The sequence below is a fragment of the Ornithinimicrobium avium genome, assembly GCF_003351765.1.
GTDB classification, from domain to species: Bacteria; Actinomycetota; Actinomycetes; order Actinomycetales; family Dermatophilaceae; genus Ornithinicoccus; species Ornithinicoccus avius.
In genome coordinates, this window is sequence record NZ_CP031229.1 from 2216557 (window position 1) to 2235551 (window position 18995).

Sequence of the window (18995 nt, forward strand, 5' to 3'; positions counted from 1 at the left end):
GTCTGCCCCAGCGTTGCGAAGGACTCGACGATGAGCGACATCACCAGCCTGCTGCCGTGCCCGCAGCCGGTCCGTTTCCTGGACCCCGACGGCAGCACCACGGAGCACGACCCGGGGACCGCCGCGACCCTGGAGGCGCGCGGCTACTCCATACCCGCCGAGGAGGACCTCCTCGCGGTGTGGCGGGGGATGGTGATCGGCCGCCGGTTCGACACCCAGGCGACCGCGCTGACCAAGCAGGGGCGGCTGGCGGTCTACCCGAGCTCGCGCGGTCAGGACGCCTGCCAGGTCGCGCCGGTGCTCGCGCTGGGGGAGCAGGACTGGCTCTTCCCGACCTACCGCGACTCGATGGCCCTGGTCACCCGCGGGATCGACCCGGTGGAGGCGCTGACGCTGCTGCGCGGGGACTGGCACTGCGGCTACGACCCGGTGGCCACGAGGACGGCCCCGCAGTGCACACCGCTGTCGACCCAGATCGTGCACGCCGCCGGCGCGGCCGACGGCATGCGGCGCCGTGGCACCGGGGGGGTCGCGCTCGGCTTCATCGGCGACGGCGCGACGTCCGAGGGCGACTTTCACGAGGGCCTCAACTTCGCCGCGGTCTTCGACGCCCCCCTGGTCGTCCTCGTGCAGAACAACAAGTACGCGATCTCGGTCCCGCTGGCCAAGCAGTCGAAGGCGCCGGCGCTGGCCTACAAGGGGGTCGGCTACGGCGTGCGCAGCGAGCAGGTCGACGGCAACGACCCGGCCGCGATGCTCTCGGTCATGCGCTCGGCCTACGCGCACGCCCGCGCCGGCCACGGCCCGGTGCTCGTCGAGGCGCACACCTACCGGATGGAGGCGCACACCAACGCCGACGACGCGACCCGCTACCGCACCTCCGAGGAGGTGGACGACTGGACCGGCCAGGACCCCGTCGTGCGTCTGCAGGCCTACCTCGTCGCGCGCGGCGCGCTGGACGAGGCGCGGATCGAGGAGGTCCGCGAGCAGGCCGAGGCGTTCGCCGCCGACGTGCGCACCCGGATGCACGCCGAGCCGAAGGTCGACCCGATGGCGCTCTTCGAGCACGTGTATGCCGAGCCCACTCCCCAGCTGCGCGAGCAGGCCGAGATGGTCCGCGCCGAGATCGCCGGGTCGGCGCACGCCGCCCACCCCGTGCCCGAGACCGAGGAGGCCACCCGATGAGCCGGCCCACCACCTACGCCCAGGCCCTCAACACCGCCCTGCGCGACTCGCTGACGCAGGACGAGTCCGTCCTCGTCTTCGGCGAGGACGTCGGCGCGCTGGGCGGGGTCTTCCGGATCACCGACGGGCTGACCAGGGACTTCGGCGAGGAGCGCTGCTTCGACACCCCGCTGGCCGAGGCCGGGATCACCGGCTTCGCGATCGGGCTGTGCATGCAGGGCTTCCGGCCGGTCATCGAGATGCAGTTCGACGCGTTCGGCTACCCGGCCTTCGAGCAGGTCGTCTCGCACGTGGCCAAGATGCGCAACCGCACGCGGGGCCAGCTGACGCTGCCGATGGTGCTGCGCTACCCCTACGCCGGTGGCATCGGCGGGGTGGAGCACCACTGCGACAGCTCGGAGGGCTACTACGTCCACACCCCGGGCCTGCACGTGGTGAGCCCCTCGACCCCGGCCGACGCCTACAGCCTGCTGCGCGAGGCGATCGCCTCCGACGACCCGGTCGTCTTCCTCGAGCCGAAGTCGCTCTACTGGTCCAAGGCCGAGCTGGAGCTGCCGACCCGGACCGAGCCGTTCGGGCGGGCGGCGGTGCGCCGCGTGGGGTCGGACGTCACGCTCATCACCTACGGCCCGCAGGTGCCCAACGCCCTCAGAGCCGCCGAGATCGCCGCGGCCGAAGAGGACTGGGACGTCGAGGTGGTCGACCTGCGCACCCTGGTCCCCTTCGACGACGAGACCGTCGCCGCCTCCGTGCGCAAGACCGGTCGGGCCGTGGTGCTCGCCGAGGCGCAGGGTTTCGCCGGGATGGGCGCCGAGGTCGCCGCCCGCGTCTCCGAGCGCTGCTTCCACTCCCTCGCCGCGCCGGTGCTGCGGGTCAGCGGGCTGGACATGCCCTACCCGCCCCCGATCCTGGAGCACACCTACCTGCCCGGCGTGGACCGGATCCTGGACACGATCGCGCGCCTGCAGTGGGACGACGAGCCGGACCTGACGCACGAGGCGGCCGGGACGCAGGCGGTGCACGCGTGAGCGCGCCGGCCAAGGTCTTCCGGCTTCCTGACCTCGGCGAAGGCCTCACCGAGGCCGAGGTGGTGCAGTGGCAGGTGCGCGTCGGGGACGAGGTCGGGGTCGACCAGGAGGTCGTCACCGTCGAGACCGCCAAGGCTGCCGTCGAGGTGCCCTGCCCGTATGCCGGCACAGTCGCCCAGCTGCACGCCGAGCCCGGGACGGTGCTCGCCGTCGGCGCCCCCCTCATCACCATCTCCGACGGCACGAGCCCGGACGCCGCCGGCCCGGCGAACGCCGCCGACGAGGGCGACCGTGCGGGCGAGCAGTACCGCACCGAGGAGCGCGCCGGCGCCCGCACCCCCGAGGGGTCGGCTGAGGACGACGCACCCGAACGTCCGCTCATCGGCTACGGAGCCGGGGAGGGTCCGGCCCGTCGTCGCACCGGGCGGCGCCGCGGCGCCGGCACGCCGTCCACGGAGACGCCGGTGGAGGCGCAGCCCCGCGTGCCTGAGGAGGAGCCGACGCAGGCGGTCCGGGTCATCTCGCCGCTGGTCCGCAGGTTGGCGGCGGAGTGGGGGGTGGACCTCGCCTCGGTCCGGCCCGGTCCCACCGGCGTGATCCGGCGGGCCGACCTGGAGGCCTTCCGACGCTCCGCGCAGACCGCCCCGGCCACCGCTCCCTCCCCCCTCGGGGAGGAGATCCGCATACCGATCCAGGGCGTGCAGCGGATCATGGTCGAGCGGCTGACGACCGCCCGCCGCGAGATCCCCGACGCGACGACCTGGGTCGACGTCGACGCGACCCGGCTGATGAAGACCAAGGACGCGCTCAGGGCGTCCCGCCCCGAGGCCGGCATCGGCGTGCTCGCGCTGCTGGCGCGGATCGTGGTCAGCGGGCTCACCGCATACCCGGCGCTGAACTCCTCGGTCGACCTGGAGGCCGGCGAGATCGTGCAGCACGGCCGGATCCACCTCGGCTTCGCCGCGCAGAGCCCGCGAGGTCTCGTCGTGCCGGTCGTCAAGGATGCCGGGTCGATGACGACGGCCGAGCTGGCCGGCGCGCTGCGCGCGCTGACCGAGAAGGCCCGCGACGGCAAGCTGACGCCCGCCGAGCTGAGCGGCGGGACGTTCACGCTCAACAACTACGGCGTGTTCGGGGTGGACGGCTCGACGCCGATCATCAACCACCCCGAGGCCGCGATGCTCGGCGTCGGACGGATCGTGGACAAGCCGTGGGTGCACAAGGGCAAGCTCAGAGTGCGCAGGGTGACGCAGCTGAGCCTCAGCTTCGACCACCGGGTGTGCGACGGCGGGACCGCGGGCGGGTTCCTGCGGCAGGTGGCCGACCGCGTGGAGCAGCCGGCGGCACTGCTGGCCGACCTCTGAGGCGTCGCCCGCAGGGGGCACCCCCGTTCTTCGGCGGATGTCGCGGATCGTCGATGCGCGGGCGGGGCGTCAGCGCACGAGGCGGATGAGCGTGCGCTGCACCGTGTCGGTCACCGCGGCCGGACCGCCGACCAGCACGATCCGTGCCGGGTCGAGGTCCCGGACGGCATCGCTGGTCGGGGCGGGCACGCTGCCCGGGCGCACGAGAAGGACCGCTCCGTCGACGGCCGCGGCGGCCGGCGCGGCGGCCAGGGCGTCGGCGAAGACGGTCCCGGAGGTCACGTACAGCTCGCTCCGTGCTGCCGTGCCCCCGGCCAGGAGCGCCGCCGTGGCGTAGCGGTCTGCCCCGCCCACGCGGGTCGTCCTGGCGCCTGTGAGGGCGTGCACCCGGTCGAGCACCTCGTCCCCCACGGCCGCGACGCCGCCCACGACCACCACCTGGCGGGGGGTCAGCTGGTCGAGCGCCCGTGCCGTGGCCTCAGGGACGGAGCCGGGACGCACCAGGAGGATCGGGCTGTCCACCCGCCCGGCCTGGGCGGCTGCCGCGAGGGCGTCGGCAAATCCCGCGCCGCTGGACACGTAGACGGTCCCGCCGTGCTGGGCCGGCGCGAGCCCGGCCACCGCGGCGGCCGTGTCGTAGCGGTCGTCCCCGGCGACCCGGCGCACCTCGCCGCCGAGGGCTTGCAGGTCGGTCAGCACCGAGCGGTCGACCGCCGAAGCGCCTCCCACGACGAGGATCTGCGAGGGCTGCAGCCGCACCAGGGCCGTCCGCGTCGCTGCGGGCAACGAGGCGCGACGGGTGAGCAGCACCGCCCCACCGTCTCCCGCCCTAGCCGCGGCGGCCAGCGCATCGGGGTAGTCGCTCCCGCTGGCCACGAACACCCGGCCTCCCGGTCGCACGTCGCGGGACAGCAACGCAGCAGACTCGTAACGGTCGGCACCACCCACGCGGTCGACGGAGGGGCGGTAGGTCGCTACGCCCATCTCGTGCAGCCGCTGGTGTATCGGGTCGGCGAGGGTGTCCCCGAAGACTGTCGCCAGATGCGACCCCAGCGCGTAGACCTGCGCACGTCCCAGCACGGCCGGACATCTCGGGCTGAGCCGCGACTGCGGGCACACCCAGTCTCGCAGGTCGAGGAAGCGGGCCGCCGGCACCTGCTCGGCGGCCGTCCGCATCGACGGGTTGCCGCTGTCCGCGTCTGGCAGCTCCATCGCGCACGTGGTCAGGTCGGTACCGCTGGAGATCGCGTCGGCGACGCACTCGGCCGGCACCAGGCCGGCGGGCTGGGGCGAGTCCCACAGCGCCACCACGTGCTCGACGCCGATCGACTGCAGCCAGGACCAGGTCCGCACGTAGCCGTCGGCGACCTTCTGCCGCTTGGCCAGCGTGAGGACGATGTCGGGGGGATCGTTCGCGAGGTGCGCGCGCAAGGCGGCGTTGTAGTCGTCGCAGGCCTGGTACGCGGTGCCGCGCGGCTCGTCGACGAACGCGCAGGCGCTCTTGGTGTAGGTCCGCAGCGCCCACTGCTCGCGGGCCGCAATCTCCTCCAGGGCCGGGAAGAGCCGGCCGATGTGCGAGTCGCCCACCATCGCGACCTCGACGCTGCTCGAGGGGTCGCCGTAGAGGCAACCGGGCAGGACGTCGGTGCCGCGGGTCCCGACGTGGCAGCCGTCGTCGTAGTAGGAGGGTTGCTCGCCCAGGACGGCGTCGGCCGGGGGCGAAGCGGGGTGCACGGGGCCGTGGCGGGTCAGGTCGTCTGGCCCGAGGACCGGCGTGCTCCAGCTGTCCTCGTGCAGAGCACGGGCGCCGAGGTCGTCCTCATCCCCGGTGAGGGCGGTGCCGGGCAGGGCGCCCAGGATGATCAGCGCGGACATCGTCAGTGTCAGGAAGGTCCGGACGGTTCGACGGACACCACGTGGTCGGTCGCAGACTCGCTCTGGCACCATCCGGGCAGTGTAGGCGGCCCGCTGCAGCCTCCCGCACCCCCGGCCAGGTGTGGTCCGTCTGCCCGTCACGCCGCGCCCGGTGAGCCGGACGTCGCCGGACCCGTGCGGCATACTCCGGGGCATGCACCCCAGGAACGTCGAGGTCCAGGACGCCCTGCGCGCGGCGGGGATCGAGAGCCGGATCGTCGTGCTCGAGGAGCACGCCCGGACCGCAGCGCTGGCGGCAGGTCAGCTGGGTTGCGAGGTCGCGGCCATCGCCAACAGCCTCGTCTTCATGGCCGACGACGAGCCGCTGCTGGTCATGGCCAGCGGCGCGGCGCGGGTCGACACCGATGTGGTGGCGACCGCCGTCGGCGCCGCCTCCGTGGCCAAGGCCGCGCCGACCAGGTGCGTGCGGCGACCGGTCAGGCGATCGGCGGCGTCGCCCCGACCGGCCACCCTCGGCGGCTGCGCACGCTGGTCGACGAGGACCTGCGGGCGCACGAGGAGATCTGGGCCGCGGCGGGCACGCCTGACACGGTCGTCCCGCTGACCTTCGGGCAGCTGGTGGCGCTCACCGGCGGCACCGTCGCGCGCGTGCGCTGAGCCCGGCGGCGCACGGACGTGCCTCGGTCGCACCCTCGTGACGGCCACGACCCCGAGCTCATGCCCGTGCGCGGTCGTCCCCGGTCGAGGCAGGGTCGCGGAGCGGCTCGCGCAGCGGCCCCTGATCCGGGACGCGGACGATGCTGTCGCTGCGGACCCGCATGATCCGCCGCGTCTCCAGGGCCCAGAAGACCGAGAAGAGCGCGATCTCCCACCACTCCAGCAGGATCACCACGTGACCGGGCGCAAACACCCGGGCCAGACCCCATGCCACCAACGGTCCGGCGACCATGAGCACGAAGATCACCAGGTAGGCCAGCCGCCCCGCGCTGCGCAGGTGGGAGAACCGGTAGAACGGCCAGGTGTTGGTCAGCACCGCGACGGCTAGCGAGCACATCATGAAGATCGCCGCCAGGTCGTGCACGCTCGCCCGGAGCGGGCCGAGCACGAGGCCCGGCAGCCGGACGTCGGCCGCGGGCACCAGCCAGAGCTGCCGCATGACGAGCGCGAGGTAGGCGACGAGCACACCGAGGGTGAGCACCACGAACGCGCGGTTGACCAGGTCGGCCAGGCGCCGCCCGGTGTCGGAGCGGAAGAGCCGGGGCAGGTTGCCGACCCGGATCTCACGGGCGAAGAGCAGCGCGCACAGCACCAGCACGGAGGTCAGGGTGATCCGCAGGAACCAGACGTGGTCGGCGACCCCGAGGCCGTCCGGGCCGGGCCCGCGCGCGAGCTCGTCCATCATCCCGGCGAAGCTGCTGGGCACGAAGGCCACGAAGACCGCGTAGAACCCGGCACCGTTGAGCGTGTAGTCCTCCAGCAGCCCCACCCCCTGGTAGGCGACGAGCAGCGCGGCGATCGCGACGAGGCACCCGACGAAGACGTCCCGCACCGGGCCGCCGTAGTAGGCGCTGATCGACGGCTCGAGACGGCCCTGCTGCACCGACGTGGCGACCGTGACCACGAAGAGGAGCGCCGGCAGCAGGACGAGCAGCCAGCGCAGGTAGTCGTAGGTCGTGCGCATGATCTGCCGTCGCTGTTCGAGGTCGACCACCTCCGCACCTCCCTCCCGAGGGCCTGCTCCGGCAGCCTAGCGGCGAGGCCCGACAGAGGCGCCCGGACGGTCTGTCAGCGACGGCCGTTAGGGTCGCTGACGTGACCTTGTACGTGCACCGCGCGGCCAGCACCGGACAGCTGGCCGACGGTCTCGCCGAGCTCCTCGCGACGCCGCTGGAGGACCCTTTCGCCGAGGAGGTCGTCGCGGTGCCCGCCAAGGGTGTGGAGCGCTGGCTCGCCCAACGGCTCTCGCACCGTCTGGGCGCCGGCCAGGACACGGCCGGCCGACCGCTGGGGGACGGCGTCTGCGCCGGCGTGCGCTTCCTCAACCCGCACTCGCTGGTCTCCCTCGTCCTCGGGGTCGACCGCGACGACCCGTGGCACCCCGACCGGCTCGCGTGGGCCGTGCTGCGCGCCGTCGACGCGAGCCTGGGCGAGCCGTGGGCCGCCACCCTCGCCACCCACCTCGGCTACGGCATGACCGGCACCGAGGGCGGACTGCGTCGCGGGCGCAGGTATGCCGTCGCCCGCCGCCTGGCGGGCCTGTTCGCCGACTACGCCGCCCAGCGGCCCGCGATGCTCGCGGACTGGCGGGCGGGCGGCGCCGGTGACGGGCTGGGCGGGCAGGTCGCCGACGACCTCGCCTGGCAGCCGGAGCTGTGGCGCCGGGTGCTGGAGGAGGTGGGGACCGAGCCGCCGGACGTGCGCCACGACCGGGTGGTCGCGGCGCTGCGCGAGGCCGGCACGGAGGGGCTGCGCCTGGGTGCCGACCTCGAGCTGCCCGGGCGGCTCTCCCTGTTCGGGCACACGCGGGTCGCCCGCAGCGAGATCGAGGTCGTCTCCGCCCTGGGCGAGCACCTCGACGTGCACCTGTGGCTGCCCCAGGCCTCGCCGACCTCGTGGGACACCCGTGCCGCCGGCACAGCCACGGGTCCCGTGCCTCGCGACGAGGACACGTCGGGGACGCTCGTGCAGCACCCGCTCCTGGCCAGCCTGGGGCGGGACTCGCGCGAGCTGCAGCGTTCGCTCGCGCTGACCGGCGGGCTCGACCGGCCCGCGGGCGAGCTCCTCGCCACGAGGGATGCCACGAGGGGCGCCACGAGGGACACGGCCGGAGACGGCGACACGTCCACCCCCAGCCTGCTCCGGATGCTCCAGGACGACATCTCCGGCGACCACCTCCCGTCGGACGCGCAGCGGCGCGGGCGGGTCGTGCCCGCCAGCGACCGCAGCATCCAGGTGCACGCCTGCCACGGCCAGGCGCGCCAGGTCGCGGTGCTGCGCGACGTGCTCACCGACCTGCTCGAGCACGACCCCACCCTTGAGCCGCGCGACATCCTCGTGATGTGCCCCGACATCGAGTCCTACGCGCCCCTGGTCCACGCCGGCTTCGGGCTGGGCGAGATCGTCGGCGGCAGCACCCGCGCGCACCCGGCCCACGGGTTGCGCGTGCGGCTCGCCGACCGGGCCCCCCTCCATACCAACCCGCTGGTGGCGCTCGCCTCCCGGCTGGTGGAGCTGGCAGGCGCGCGCGCCACCGCCGACGAGGTGCTCGACCTGGTGCGCGCGCCCGCGGTGCGCCGCCGCTGGGGCCTGGACGAGGACGACCTGGAGCGGCTGACCGACTGGGCCGAGGCCACCACCGTGCGGTGGGGCCTGGACGCGACGCACCGCGCGGAGCGCTACCAGCTGGCGAACCTCGCGCAGAACACCTGGGCCGCCGGGGTGGAGCGGCTGCTCGTCGGTGCCGCCGTCGACGGCGAGGACACCACCCACCTGGGCCAGGTCCTCGCGCTCGACGACCTCGACAGCGGCGACCTCGAGCTGGCGGGCCGGCTGGCCGAGCTGCTGGACCGGCTGCGCGACACGCTGCTGGTCCTGCGCGACGCCGACACCGTCGAGGAGTGGGTCACGGCGCTGGACCGTGGCGTGCAGCGTCTGGCCGACGTGCCGCTCACCGACGCCTGGCAGCTCACCCAGCTGCAGCGCCAGCTGGAGGGCGTCCGCGCCGCGGCCAACGCGCGCGGCTCGCTCTCGCTCGCGCTCTCCGACGTGCGCGCGCTGCTGCACGACCAGGGCGGCGGCCGTCCGACGCGCTCGGGGTTCCGCACCGGCACGCTCACCGTGTGCACGATGGTCCCGATGCGCTCCGTGCCGCACCGCGTCGTCTGCCTGGTCGGGCTGGACGACGGGAGCTTCCCGCGGTCGAGCACCCCCGACGGCGACGACGTCCTCGCGCGGCGGCCGGTGACCGGCGAGCGCGACCCGCGGACCGAGGACCGCCAGCTGCTGCTGGACGCCGTGATGTCGGCCGGCGAGAGGCTGGTCGTGACCTACACCGGCTTCGACGTGCACACCGGCCAGGTGCGTCCGCCCGCGGTGCCGCTCGGCGAGCTGCTCGACGCGGTCCGGGCGACCGCCTCCGGCCCGGGCGTGGACCGGATCCTCACCCGGCACCCGCTGCAGACCTTCGACCCGCGCAACCTGGGCGCCACTCCCGCCGGGACCACGCCCCTGCTTCCCGAGGACCAGCCGTTCAGCCACGACCCCGCGGCGCTCGACGGGGCGCTGGCCCGCGAGCGCGCTGCCGGCGGGCGGGTGCCGCTGGCCGCGCAGCCGCTGGGTCCGTGGCCTCGCGAGGACGTCGCCCTCGACGACCTCGTGCGCTTCTTCGCCAACCCCGCCCGCGCCTACCTCCGCTCCCGGCTGGGACTGCTGCTGCCCGAGACGCCCGAGCTGCGCGCCGACGGCATACCCATCGAGCTGGACGGCCTGCAGCGCTGGCAGATCGGCGAGCGGATGCTCACCTCGGTGCTGGCCGGCGCGGAGGCGACGGCCACCGTGGACGCCGAGCTGTGGCGCGGCGAGCTGCCGCCGGACGAGCTCGGCAGGACCGTCATGGACACCCTGTGCACCGAGGTGCAGACGATGGCCGAGGCGGTATGGCGCACCACCCACCAGGGAGGCTGGGGCCAGCCGCTGGAGCGCTCGAGCGTCGACGTCGACGTCGCGCTGCCGGACGGGCGGCACGTCGTGGGCACGGTCGGCGACGTCGTCGTCGACCAGCCCCTGAGGGTGACCTCCTCCAGCCTGAAGGCCAAGCACCGGATGGAGGCCTGGTTGCGGACGCTGGCGCTGGCGGGCTCCGGCCGGGGCGCGCACGCGCACGTCATCGCGAAGTACTCCTGGGGCCGGAACGACACGGGACCGGTGCACGTGAGCTATGCACCGCCCTCCGCGGAGGACGCCGCGCGCATCCTGGGCGAGCTCGTGGACCTGCGCGACCGGGGCCTCAGCGAGGTGATCCCCCTGCCGACGGAGACGTCGTGGGTGTGGGCCGACCAGTTCCGCAGCTCGAAGCGGGAGAGCACGGCCAGCGCCAAGGCCTCCTTCCAGGGCTGGACGTCGGCCCGGTTCCCCAAGGAGCAGGACGACCCCTCGTGGCTGCGGGTGCTGGGCGGGCCGGTCTCCCTCGAGGAGCTGGCCGGCACGCCCGGGGACGACGAGCGGTGGGCCGAGGGCGTGCAGACCCGGCTCGGCCAGCTCTCGTTGCGCGCCTGGTCGCCGCTGATGGACGCCGAGACGATGGGCAGGCCCTGAGATGGACGACTTCTCGATCAAGGGCGACCTGCCCACCGGCACCGTGCTCCTCGAGGCGAGCGCCGGCACCGGCAAGACCTGGACGATCGCCGCGCTGGTGACCCGCTTCGTGGCCGAGGGGGTGACGCCGCTGCGGGAGATGCTCGTGGTGACCTTCAGCCGCGCCGCCAGCCAGGAGCTGAGGGCGCGGGTGCGCGAGCAGCTCCTCCTCGCCGAGCGCGCGGTCGCCGGCGAGATCGCCCGGCAGGGCGGCACCGAGGTCACGGACGTCCGGCGCGACGAGCTCCTCGACCTGCTGCTCGACTGCGACCCTGCGGAGCTGCGCCTGCGCCACCGGCGGCTGCGCGAGGCCCTCACCGACTTCGACGCGGCCACGATCGCCACCGTCCACCAGTTCTGCCAGCAGGTGCTGCGCAGCCTTGGCGCCGCCGGGGCGACCGACGCCGGCGCCCAGCTGGTGGAGGACCTCGACGAGCTGCTCGTCGAGGTCGTCGACGACCTCTACCTGCGGGCCTTCCGCACGCGCCCGCCGGCCTTCGGGCGGGCCCAGGCCCTGGAGATCGCGCGCACCGTGGTCGACGACGTCTACGCCCGGGTGCGGCCCACGGACGCCGACGTCGACGATCCCGCGAGCGTCCCGGCCCGCCGTGCCCGTTTCGCCGAGGCGGTCCGCGCCGAGCTGGACGTGCGCAAGCGCCGCCTCCAGGTCATGCACTACAACGACCTGCTCACCCAGCTCGACGAGGCGCTGGCGGAGGAGGACTCCCCGGCCCGGGCACGGATGCGCCGCCGCTGGCAGGTCGTGCTCGTCGACGAGTTCCAGGACACCGACCCGATCCAGTGGTCGGTGCTGGAGCGGGCGTTCTCCGGGCACTGCCGGGCGATGGTGCTCATCGGCGACCCCAAGCAGGCGATCTACGGCTTCCGCGGCGGCGACGTGGTCACCTACCTGACGGCCGCGGCGACCGCCGAGCACCGCCAGACCCTGCCCTGCAACTTCCGGTCGGACCCCGGAGTGGTCACCGCGCTGCGCCACCTGCTGGGCGGGGCGGCCCTGGGCGAGGACGACATCGTCGTGCACCCGGTCGAGCCGGCGCTGCAGGGCACCAGGCTCGAGGGGGCGCCGCACGCCTCACCCGTGCGGCTGCGGCAGGTGCTGGCCGGGGAGCACCTGCGCGGGGCGGACAGCATCGGCGCCGTGCGCGACCACCTCTTCCCCGACCTCGCGCTCGACGTCGCCGCGCTGCTGGGCTCCGGCGCGACCTTCGAGGGCGAGCCGGTCAGGGCGCACCACGTGGCGGTCCTCGCCCACAAGGGCAGCGACCTGCGGCTGGCGCAGCAGGCGTTGCGCGACGTCGGCGTCCCGGCGGTGATGGCCGGCGGGATGTCGGTGCTCCAGACGCCCGCGGCCCAGGACTGGCTGGCCCTCCTGGAGGCGATGGTCGCCCCGCACCGCTCCGGGCTCACCCGGGCCGCCGCCCTCACCGACCTGCTCGGGTTCTCAGCCCTCGACCTGGACGCCGGCGGCGAGGAGGTCGACGACGAGCTGGCCGGGCTGACGCGCGACCTCGCCGCCGTCTACGGCCGGCAGGGGATCGCCGCGGTGATGGAGCAGCTCGTGGTCCGCGGGCTGGCCCCGCGCGTGCTCGGGCGGGTCGGCGGCGAGCGCGACCTCACCGACCTCGTGCACCTTGCCGAGCTGCTGCACGAGGCCGGCCGCAACGACCAGCTGGGCCTCACGGCGCTGCTGGACTGGCTGCGCACCCAGATGGCGGAGGACGTGCCGACGTCTGTCTCGGCGCTCACCCGCCGGCTGGACAGCGACGCCGCCGCCGTGCAGCTGATGACCATCCACGGCAGCAAGGGGCTGCAGTTCCCCGTCGTCTACCTGCCCGCGCTGGCCGACCGCTTCGTCCACGAGACCCCGCGGATCCCCCGCGGCCACGAGGCCGACCCCGGCCGCAGCCGCTTCCTCGACGTCGGCGGCCCCGGGGGCCCGACCTGGAAGGACTCGGTCCGGCTGGCCAAGGACGAGGAGTCGGGCGAGTCGCTGCGGACGCTCTACGTCGCGATGACGCGGGCCCAGTCCCAGGTCGTCACCTGGTGGGCACCGACCGGGCGCAACACCGCCCGCTCCCCCCTGCACCGGGTCCTCTTCGGCCGCGCACCCGGCGGGGCCGCCGTCCCCGAGACCGCGAAGGTCCCCGACGACGCCGGCGCGACCGCCACGCTGCAGGCCTGGGCCGACCTCGGAGCGATCGCCCTCGAGCGCGCCGACCACGCCCCGCTCGCCGACGTGCCCCCGCCCGACCGCACCGGCGACCTGGCCCTCGCCCCGTGGACCCGGCACGTCGACCACGAGTGGCGGCGCACGTCCTACACCGGGCTGTCGACCCCGCGCGAGGAGGCGGGCGCGCTGACCGGGGGCGTGAGCAGCGAGCCCGAGGTGGTGCCCCGCGAGGACGAGCCGGACACCGTCGACCCCGTCCTCGACACGGCCCCGCTGCTGCCGGGGCTGGAGACGACGCTCCCCGGCTCCGACCTCCCCTCCCCGATGGCCGACCTGCCGGTCGGGGCGACCTTCGGCTCGCTCGTGCACGCGGTCCTGGAGCACGCCGACCCGGACGCCGCGCACGGCCTGCCGGCCGAGCTGGCCGGGCACGTCGCGGAGCAGGCGGCCTGGTGGCCGGTGCACGACCTGGACCCCGAGGCGCTGACCGCCGCGCTCGTCGCGGTCCACGACACCCCGCTCGGGCCGCTCGCCGGCGGCGTCACCCTGCGGGACGTCCCCGTCTCGGACCGGCTGCGCGAGCTGGACTTCGAGCTGCCGCTCGGCGGCGGCGACCTGCGCCGCACACCGGCGGCGGAGGCCACCCTCCTCGGCGACCTCGTCCCGCTGCTGCGCGCCCACCTGCCGACCGGCGACCCCGTCCGGGCCTGGGCGGACGTGCTCGACGCCAGCCCCGAGCTGGCTGCCCAGCAGCTGCGCGGCTACCTCACCGGGTCGGTGGACGTGGTGCTGCGCACCGGTGGGCGCTACCTCGTCGTCGACTACAAGACCAACTGGCTCGGCCGCGCCGAGGAGCCGCTGACCGCCGCGGACTACCGCCCGGAGAAGCTGGAGGAGGCGATGGGCCACTCGTCCTACCCGCTGCAGGCCCTCCTGTACGCCGTCGTCGCGCACCGCTTCCTGCGGTGGCGGCTGCGGGGCTACGACCCCGGCCGGCACCTGGGCGGGGTCCTCTACCTCTACGTGCGCGGGATGTGCGGCCCGGACACCCCCGTCGTCGACGGGCACCCCTGCGGGGTCTTCTCCTGGAAGCCCCCGGTCGCGCTGGTGCTCGCCGTGTCCGACCTGCTCGACGGGGCGAAGGGAGCAGCGGCATGACAGCGCTGGAGCTCTTCGAGCCCACCGACGAGCACGACCGCCGCCTAGCGCAGACCACGCAGGGGCTGCTCGGCCGGTTCAACGCCGCAGGCGTCCTCACCGCGGCCGACGTGCACGTCGCCCGGACGCTGGCCCGCGCCACCCGCGAGCAGGACGAGGCCGCGGTGCTCGCTGCCGCGCTGGCCAGCCGGGCCGTCCGCTCCGGCTCGGTGGCGATCAGCCTGGCGGCGCTGGCCGCCGCCGGGGCGGCGGCGCTGCCCGACCTGCCGTGGCCCGACGCGCAGGAGTGGCAGGAGCAGGTGACCGGCTCCAAGCTGGTCGGGCAGGGGGCGATCGTCGTCGACCAGGGCCTGGTGTACCTCCAGCGCTACCACCACCAGGAGGTCCAGGTCGTCGAGGACCTGCGCACCCGCGCCGCCCTCGACGCCCCCCAGGTGGACGAGCCGGTGCTCGACTCGGGGCTGGGGCGCATCTTCCCCGGCGAGGGGTATGCCGAGCAGCGCGCCGCCGCGCGCACCCTCCTGCGAGCCCGGACGGCCGTGCTCACCGGTGGCCCCGGCACCGGCAAGACGACGACGGTGGCCGGGGTGCTCGCCCTGCTGGCCGAGCAGGCCGATGCCGCGGGCGAGCGTGCCCTGCGGGTCGGGCTGGCCGCCCCCACCGGCAAGGCCGCGGCCCGCGTCCGGGCCGCCGTGGCCGACGCCCTGGACGGGATCCTCGCCCGCACCACCGACCCGCGGACCCGGGCGGTCGTCGAGCCGCTCAGGGACGTCGAGGCGATGACGCTGCACCGGTTGCTCGGCTGGAACCCCCGCAGCCGCAGCCGTTTCCGGCACCACCGCACCAACCGGCTCCCCCACGACGTGGTGCTCGTCGACGAGGCCTCGATGGTCTCGCTCACGCACATGGCACGGCTGCTCGAGGCGCTGCGCCCCACCGCCCGGCTCGTCCTGGTCGGCGACGCCGACCAGCTGGTGTCGGTCGACGCCGGCGCCGTGCTGGCCGACCTCGTGGCCGGCGCAGAGCTGGCCGGCGCCGAGCTGGCCGGCGCCGAGCTGGCCGGCGCCGAGGTCACCGGTGAGGGGACGGGCGCCGAGGTCACCGGTGAGGGGACGGGCGCCGAGGTCACCGATGAGGGGGCGGGCGGGAGGGCCCCGCTGGTCGTCACCCGGCTGCGCACCGTCCACCGCTTCGGGGAGACCATCGGGGCGCTGGCCGACGCGCTTCGCAGGGGCGACGCGGACGGCGTGGTGGGCGCCCTGTCCGCGGGCTCCGGCGAGGTGGAGTGGGTGCGCCAGACGGAGGACACCGCATACCTGCGGGACCTGGTGACCGGGCACGCCCGCGAGGTGCTGGCCGCGGCCCGCAGGGGGGACGCCCCGGCCGCGCTCGAGGCGTTGGGGCGGCACCGCCTGCTGTGCGCGCACCGCAGCGGGCCGCAGGGGGTCTCGACGTGGAACCGGCTCACCGAGACCTGGCTGCGCGAGGAGGCCGGGCTGGCCTCCTACGACCCGATGTACGTCGGCCGGCCGCTGCTGGTGACCGCCAACGACTACGTGACCGGGGTGCTCAACGGCGACACGGGCGTGGTCGTCGCCTCGCACAAGCCGGACGGGACCCCGGTGCGGATGGCCGTGATCGAGGGGCCGACCGGGGCGCAGCGCTTCGCGCCCGGCCGGCTCGGCGAGGTGGAGACGATGCACGCGATGACCATCCACAAGGCGCAGGGCAGCCAGGCCGCCGAGATCACCGTGCTGCTGCCCGAGGCGGACTCCCCGCTGCTGACCCGCGAGCTCTTCTACACCGCCGTGACGCGCGCCCAGCAGAAGGTGCGCGTCGTCGCCTCCGAGGACGTGGTCCGGGCAGCGGTGGAGCGTCGCGTGGTGCGGGCGAGCGGCCTGCGGCAGCGGTTGTCCGCCGAGGACGTCGGCCCGCCCGCGGCGTTGCTGCGCGCGGGCACGGCGCCGCCCGGTGCAGGATGAGGCATGGACGTCCGTGACCTGCGCCCGCCCGTCGAGGACGGCCCCTGGCCGCCCGCGACCCACCACCCGCCGCTGGACCACCCGCCGCCGGAGGGCGCGCGCACCTGGACCGGCCTGACCTACGCGATGGTCGACGGCTACCGCCCGATGGTGCTCGACCTGCACGTGCCGCTGGCGGCCCTGCGCCCACCGGTCGTCCTGTGGGTGCACGGCGGCGGCTGGCGCGAGGGCGACCGGCGCCTCGTGCCGCTCCAGTGGGGTCAGCAGCGCCTGTTCCAGCGGCTGGTGGACGCCGGTCTCGCCGTCGCCACCGTCGACTACCGGCTGCTGGCGGAGTCGAGCCTGCCGGGGCCGGTGCACGACGTCGTCGCCGCGGTCCGCTACCTGCGCAGGTATGCCGACGAGCTCGGCGTCGACGCCTCCCGCCTCGCGCTGTGGGGCGAGTCGGCCGGCGCCCACCTGGCCGCGGTCGTCGCCCTGGCCGCCGGCCAGGCGCACCCCGACCAGTGGTTGCTGGGGTCCACCGGCGTCGGTCACGGGCCAGCCGGCGTCACCGCTCTCGTGGGCTGGTACGGCGTCTACGACCTGACCCTGCTTCCCTCCCTGGTGGCGATGCTCTGGCCGGACACCCCCGCCTACGAGCGTGAGGAGCTGGCCAGGCGGCTGTCACCGGTGCGCATGGTGGCGCCGGACTCCCCGCCGATGCTGCTGCTGCACGGCGAGGCCGACACGCTGGTGCCGGTCGACCAGTCGGTGCGCCTGCACGAGGCCGCCCGCGCCGCTGGTGCCCGCAGCGAGCTCGAGGTCTCGCCGGGCTCGGAGCACGTCTTCGCCGGCGAGCCGGTGGAGCCGCGCTGGGAACGCACCGTGGACTTCCTGGCCCAGCACCTGCGCTGACCGGCTGCGGTCGCCGGTCAGGTCCCGACGGCGACGGGGTGGTCCGTCGCGGCGCTCTCCAGCACCTCCGGGTGCCGGGTGCCCGGCCGCAGCGCGAGCAGCGCGTAGAGGATCGCGGCCAGGTCGACCAGCTCCTGGGTCAGCGCCCCGGCGACCGCGGGGATGTAACCGAGCGCCGCCACCACCATCAGCCCCAGGCTCAGCGCGACACCGAGCCAGATGGCCCGCAGCGCGACCCGGTAGGTGTGCCGGCCGATGTCGACCGCCTGCACCACCTTGCCGATGTCGTCGCGGGTGATGACGACGTCGGCGGCCTCGCTGGCAGCCGTCGAGCCGCGCGCGCCCATCGCGATCCCGACGTCGGCGGCGGCCAGCACGGGCGCGTCGTTGACGCCGTCGCCGACCATGATCACCGGGCGGTGCGCCATCTGCCCGACGATGCGGACCTTGTCCTCCGGAAGCAGCGCGGCCTCGATCCGGTCCACGCCCGCCTCCTGCCCCAGCGACCGCGCCGTCGCCAGCTGGTCGCCGGTGAGCAGGGCGACCTCCTGCATCCCCAGCCCTCGCAGCACGCCGACGGTCGCCGCGGCGTTGGGCCGCAGCGGGTCGACCAGGACGAGGTTGCCGGCGAAGCGCCCGCCGACGGCGACCGACACCGAGGTCTGCCCCGGTCCGAGCCCGGAGGGGTATGCCGTGGGGTCGGTCTCGCGGACGAAGGCCAGCTTGCCCACGACCACCTGCCGTCCCTCGACCGTGGCGGCGACCCCGTGGGTCGCGTGCTCCTGGCCACCGCTGCCCTCGCCGAGGCGCAGCCCGCGGTCCCTCGCGGCCCGCATGATGCCGTCGGCCAGGACGTGCGAGGAGAACTGCTCGGCCGAGGCCGCCAGGCGCAGGACCTCGTCCGCCTCGAACCCGGGCGCCGCGTCGACCCGGGCGAGCGTCGGCCGTCCCACGCTCAGGGTGCCGGTCTTGTCGAAGGCCACCGACCGGGCCCGGGCGAGCGCCTCCAGCGTGGCGCCGCCCTTGACCACGATGCCCGACCGGGCGGCGGAGCTGGTGCCGCCGAGGAAGGCGACGGGCGCGGCGATGAGCAGCGGGCACGGGGTGGCCAGGACGAGGACCTCGGCGAACCGGACCGGGTCTCCCGAGGCCCACCACGCCACGCCGGCGATGAGCAGCGAGACCACGGTGAACGGCACGGCGAAACGGTCGGCCACCCGGACCGTCGGGGCCTTGGCGTCCTCGGCCGACTCCACGAGGCGCAGGATCTGCTGGTACTGCGAGTCGGCCGCGACGGCCACGGCCCGCACCGTCACCGCCCGGTGCCCGTTGACGGCTCCGCTGAGCACACGCTCCCCCGGGCCGCGGGTCACCGGCAGGCTCTCCCCGGTGAGCGAGGACTCGTCGAACGTCCCCTCCTCCCCGACCAGCTCCCCGTCGACGGGGGCCACCTCGCCGGGCCGCACCAGGAGCAGGTCGCCCCTTTCCACCTCCTCCACCGGCACGTCGCGCACGGACGGCTCCCCGTCCTGCCGCTCGGAGCCGCCCAGGACGAGGTGGGCGACCTGCGGCGCCCGGGCGAGCAGGGAGGTGAGCTCGGCGCGGGCGCGCGTGGCGGCATACTCCTCCAGCGCCTCGCCCCCGGTGAGCATCACGACCACGATCAGGGCGGCGACGTGCTCGCCCACCGCGACCGTGGCCACCATCGCCACGACCGCCAGGATGTCGAGGCCGTAGTGTCCGCGCAGCACGTCGCGCACCATGTCCACCGAGGTACGCAGGACGACCAGGACCACGAAGCCGGTGCCGAGCCACTGCGCCACGACCCCCTGGCCGGCGACCATCAGGGCCAGGACGGCCGCGAGCACGACGAGCGCCAGCACCACGGCGGGGTGCCTGCGCAGGACCGACACGACGCTACCCATACCCCCTTACTACATAAGGTCGTTGAAAACGTCCAGGC

The 18995-nt window shown here is 75.0% G+C and carries 10 protein-coding genes and 1 pseudogene; 8 read left to right on the forward strand and 3 right to left on the reverse strand.

What is annotated here, in order from left to right:
* Positions 1–30: 30 nt before the first annotated feature.
* From DV701_RS10175 to DV701_RS10185, 3 genes are read left to right on the forward strand one after another with little or no spacing between them, the layout of a single operon-like run.
* The gene (locus DV701_RS10175; RefSeq protein ID WP_114928202.1) at positions 31–1185 is read left to right on the forward strand and encodes a thiamine pyrophosphate-dependent dehydrogenase E1 component subunit alpha; all 1155 of its coding nucleotides are present in this window, start codon (positions 31–33) and stop codon (positions 1183–1185) included.
* Positions 1182–2213, forward strand: coding sequence for an alpha-ketoacid dehydrogenase subunit beta (locus DV701_RS10180; protein ID WP_114928203.1), 1032 nt, complete (start codon positions 1182–1184; stop codon positions 2211–2213). The genes DV701_RS10175 and DV701_RS10180 overlap by 4 nt, the downstream gene beginning before the upstream one ends.
* Positions 2210–3577 carry a dihydrolipoamide acetyltransferase family protein gene (locus DV701_RS10185; RefSeq protein WP_114928204.1) on the forward strand — a complete coding sequence of 456 codons (1368 nt, stop codon included), beginning with the start codon at positions 2210–2212 and terminating at the stop codon, positions 3575–3577. Before DV701_RS10180 ends, DV701_RS10185 begins: the two co-directional genes overlap by 4 nt.
* A 69-nt stretch (positions 3578–3646) precedes the next feature.
* Here DV701_RS10185 and DV701_RS10190 read toward each other — a convergent pair whose 3' ends face one another.
* A complete protein-coding gene (locus DV701_RS10190; RefSeq protein WP_114928205.1) occupies positions 3647–5452 on the reverse strand; it encodes a cell wall-binding repeat-containing protein in 1806 nt (601 codons plus the stop codon).
* Between the two features lie 193 nt (positions 5453–5645).
* On the opposite strand from DV701_RS10190, the pseudogene DV701_RS10195 reads away from it, so the two are divergent.
* Positions 5646–6109: pseudogene (locus DV701_RS10195) on the forward strand (YbaK/EbsC family protein).
* 58 nt (positions 6110–6167) lie between these two features.
* Here the strand turns inward: DV701_RS10195 and DV701_RS10200 are convergent.
* Entirely contained in the window at positions 6168–7163 is a 996-nt protein-coding gene (locus DV701_RS10200) for a hypothetical protein (protein WP_114928206.1), read from the reverse strand.
* A 101-nt stretch (positions 7164–7264) separates the two neighbouring features.
* Here DV701_RS10200 and recC point away from each other — a divergent pair, with 101 nt between their 5' ends.
* The 4 genes from recC to DV701_RS10220 are packed head-to-tail and all read left to right on the forward strand — an operon-like array spanning position 7265 to position 17032.
* The gene (gene recC, locus DV701_RS10205) at positions 7265–10765 is read left to right on the forward strand and encodes an exodeoxyribonuclease V subunit gamma (protein ID WP_114928207.1); all 3501 of its coding nucleotides are present in this window, start codon (positions 7265–7267) and stop codon (positions 10763–10765) included.
* A gap of 1 nt (position 10766) precedes the next feature.
* Positions 10767–14153, forward strand: a complete 3387-nt coding sequence (locus tag DV701_RS10210; RefSeq protein ID WP_114928208.1) for a UvrD-helicase domain-containing protein — start codon at positions 10767–10769, stop codon at positions 14151–14153.
* The gene (gene recD / locus DV701_RS10215) at positions 14150–16135 is read left to right on the forward strand and encodes an exodeoxyribonuclease V subunit alpha (RefSeq protein WP_114928209.1); all 1986 of its coding nucleotides are present in this window, start codon (positions 14150–14152) and stop codon (positions 16133–16135) included. Before DV701_RS10210 ends, recD begins: the two co-directional genes overlap by 4 nt.
* Before the next feature lie 3 nt (positions 16136–16138).
* A complete protein-coding gene (locus DV701_RS10220; protein ID WP_114928210.1) occupies positions 16139–17032 on the forward strand; it encodes an alpha/beta hydrolase in 894 nt (297 codons plus the stop codon).
* A 17-nt stretch (positions 17033–17049) separates the two neighbouring features.
* Here DV701_RS10220 and DV701_RS10225 read toward each other — a convergent pair whose 3' ends face one another.
* The gene (locus DV701_RS10225) at positions 17050–18957 is read right to left on the reverse strand and encodes a heavy metal translocating P-type ATPase (protein ID WP_114928211.1); all 1908 of its coding nucleotides are present in this window, start codon (positions 18955–18957) and stop codon (positions 17050–17052) included.
* Between the last annotated feature and the right edge of the window lie 38 nt (positions 18958–18995).

Bases quoted from the DNA above. Each gene is read 5' to 3' on its own strand.
- DV701_RS10175 (WP_114928202.1), top strand. From the start codon at position 31: ATGAGCGACATCACCAGCCTGCTGCCGTGCCCGCAGCCGGTCCGTTTC.
- DV701_RS10180 (WP_114928203.1), top strand. From the start codon at position 1,182: ATGAGCCGGCCCACCACCTACGCCCAGGCCCTCAACACCGCCCTGCGC.
- DV701_RS10190 (WP_114928205.1), bottom strand. From the start codon at position 5,452: ATGTCCGCGCTGATCATCCTGGGCGCCCTGCCCGGCACCGCCCTCACC.
- DV701_RS10210 (WP_114928208.1), top strand. From the start codon at position 10,767: ATGGACGACTTCTCGATCAAGGGCGACCTGCCCACCGGCACCGTGCTC.
- recD (WP_114928209.1), top strand. From the start codon at position 14,150: ATGACAGCGCTGGAGCTCTTCGAGCCCACCGACGAGCACGACCGCCGC.
- DV701_RS10220 (WP_114928210.1), top strand. From the start codon at position 16,139: ATGGACGTCCGTGACCTGCGCCCGCCCGTCGAGGACGGCCCCTGGCCG.
- DV701_RS10225 (WP_114928211.1), bottom strand. From the start codon at position 18,957: ATGGGTAGCGTCGTGTCGGTCCTGCGCAGGCACCCCGCCGTGGTGCTG.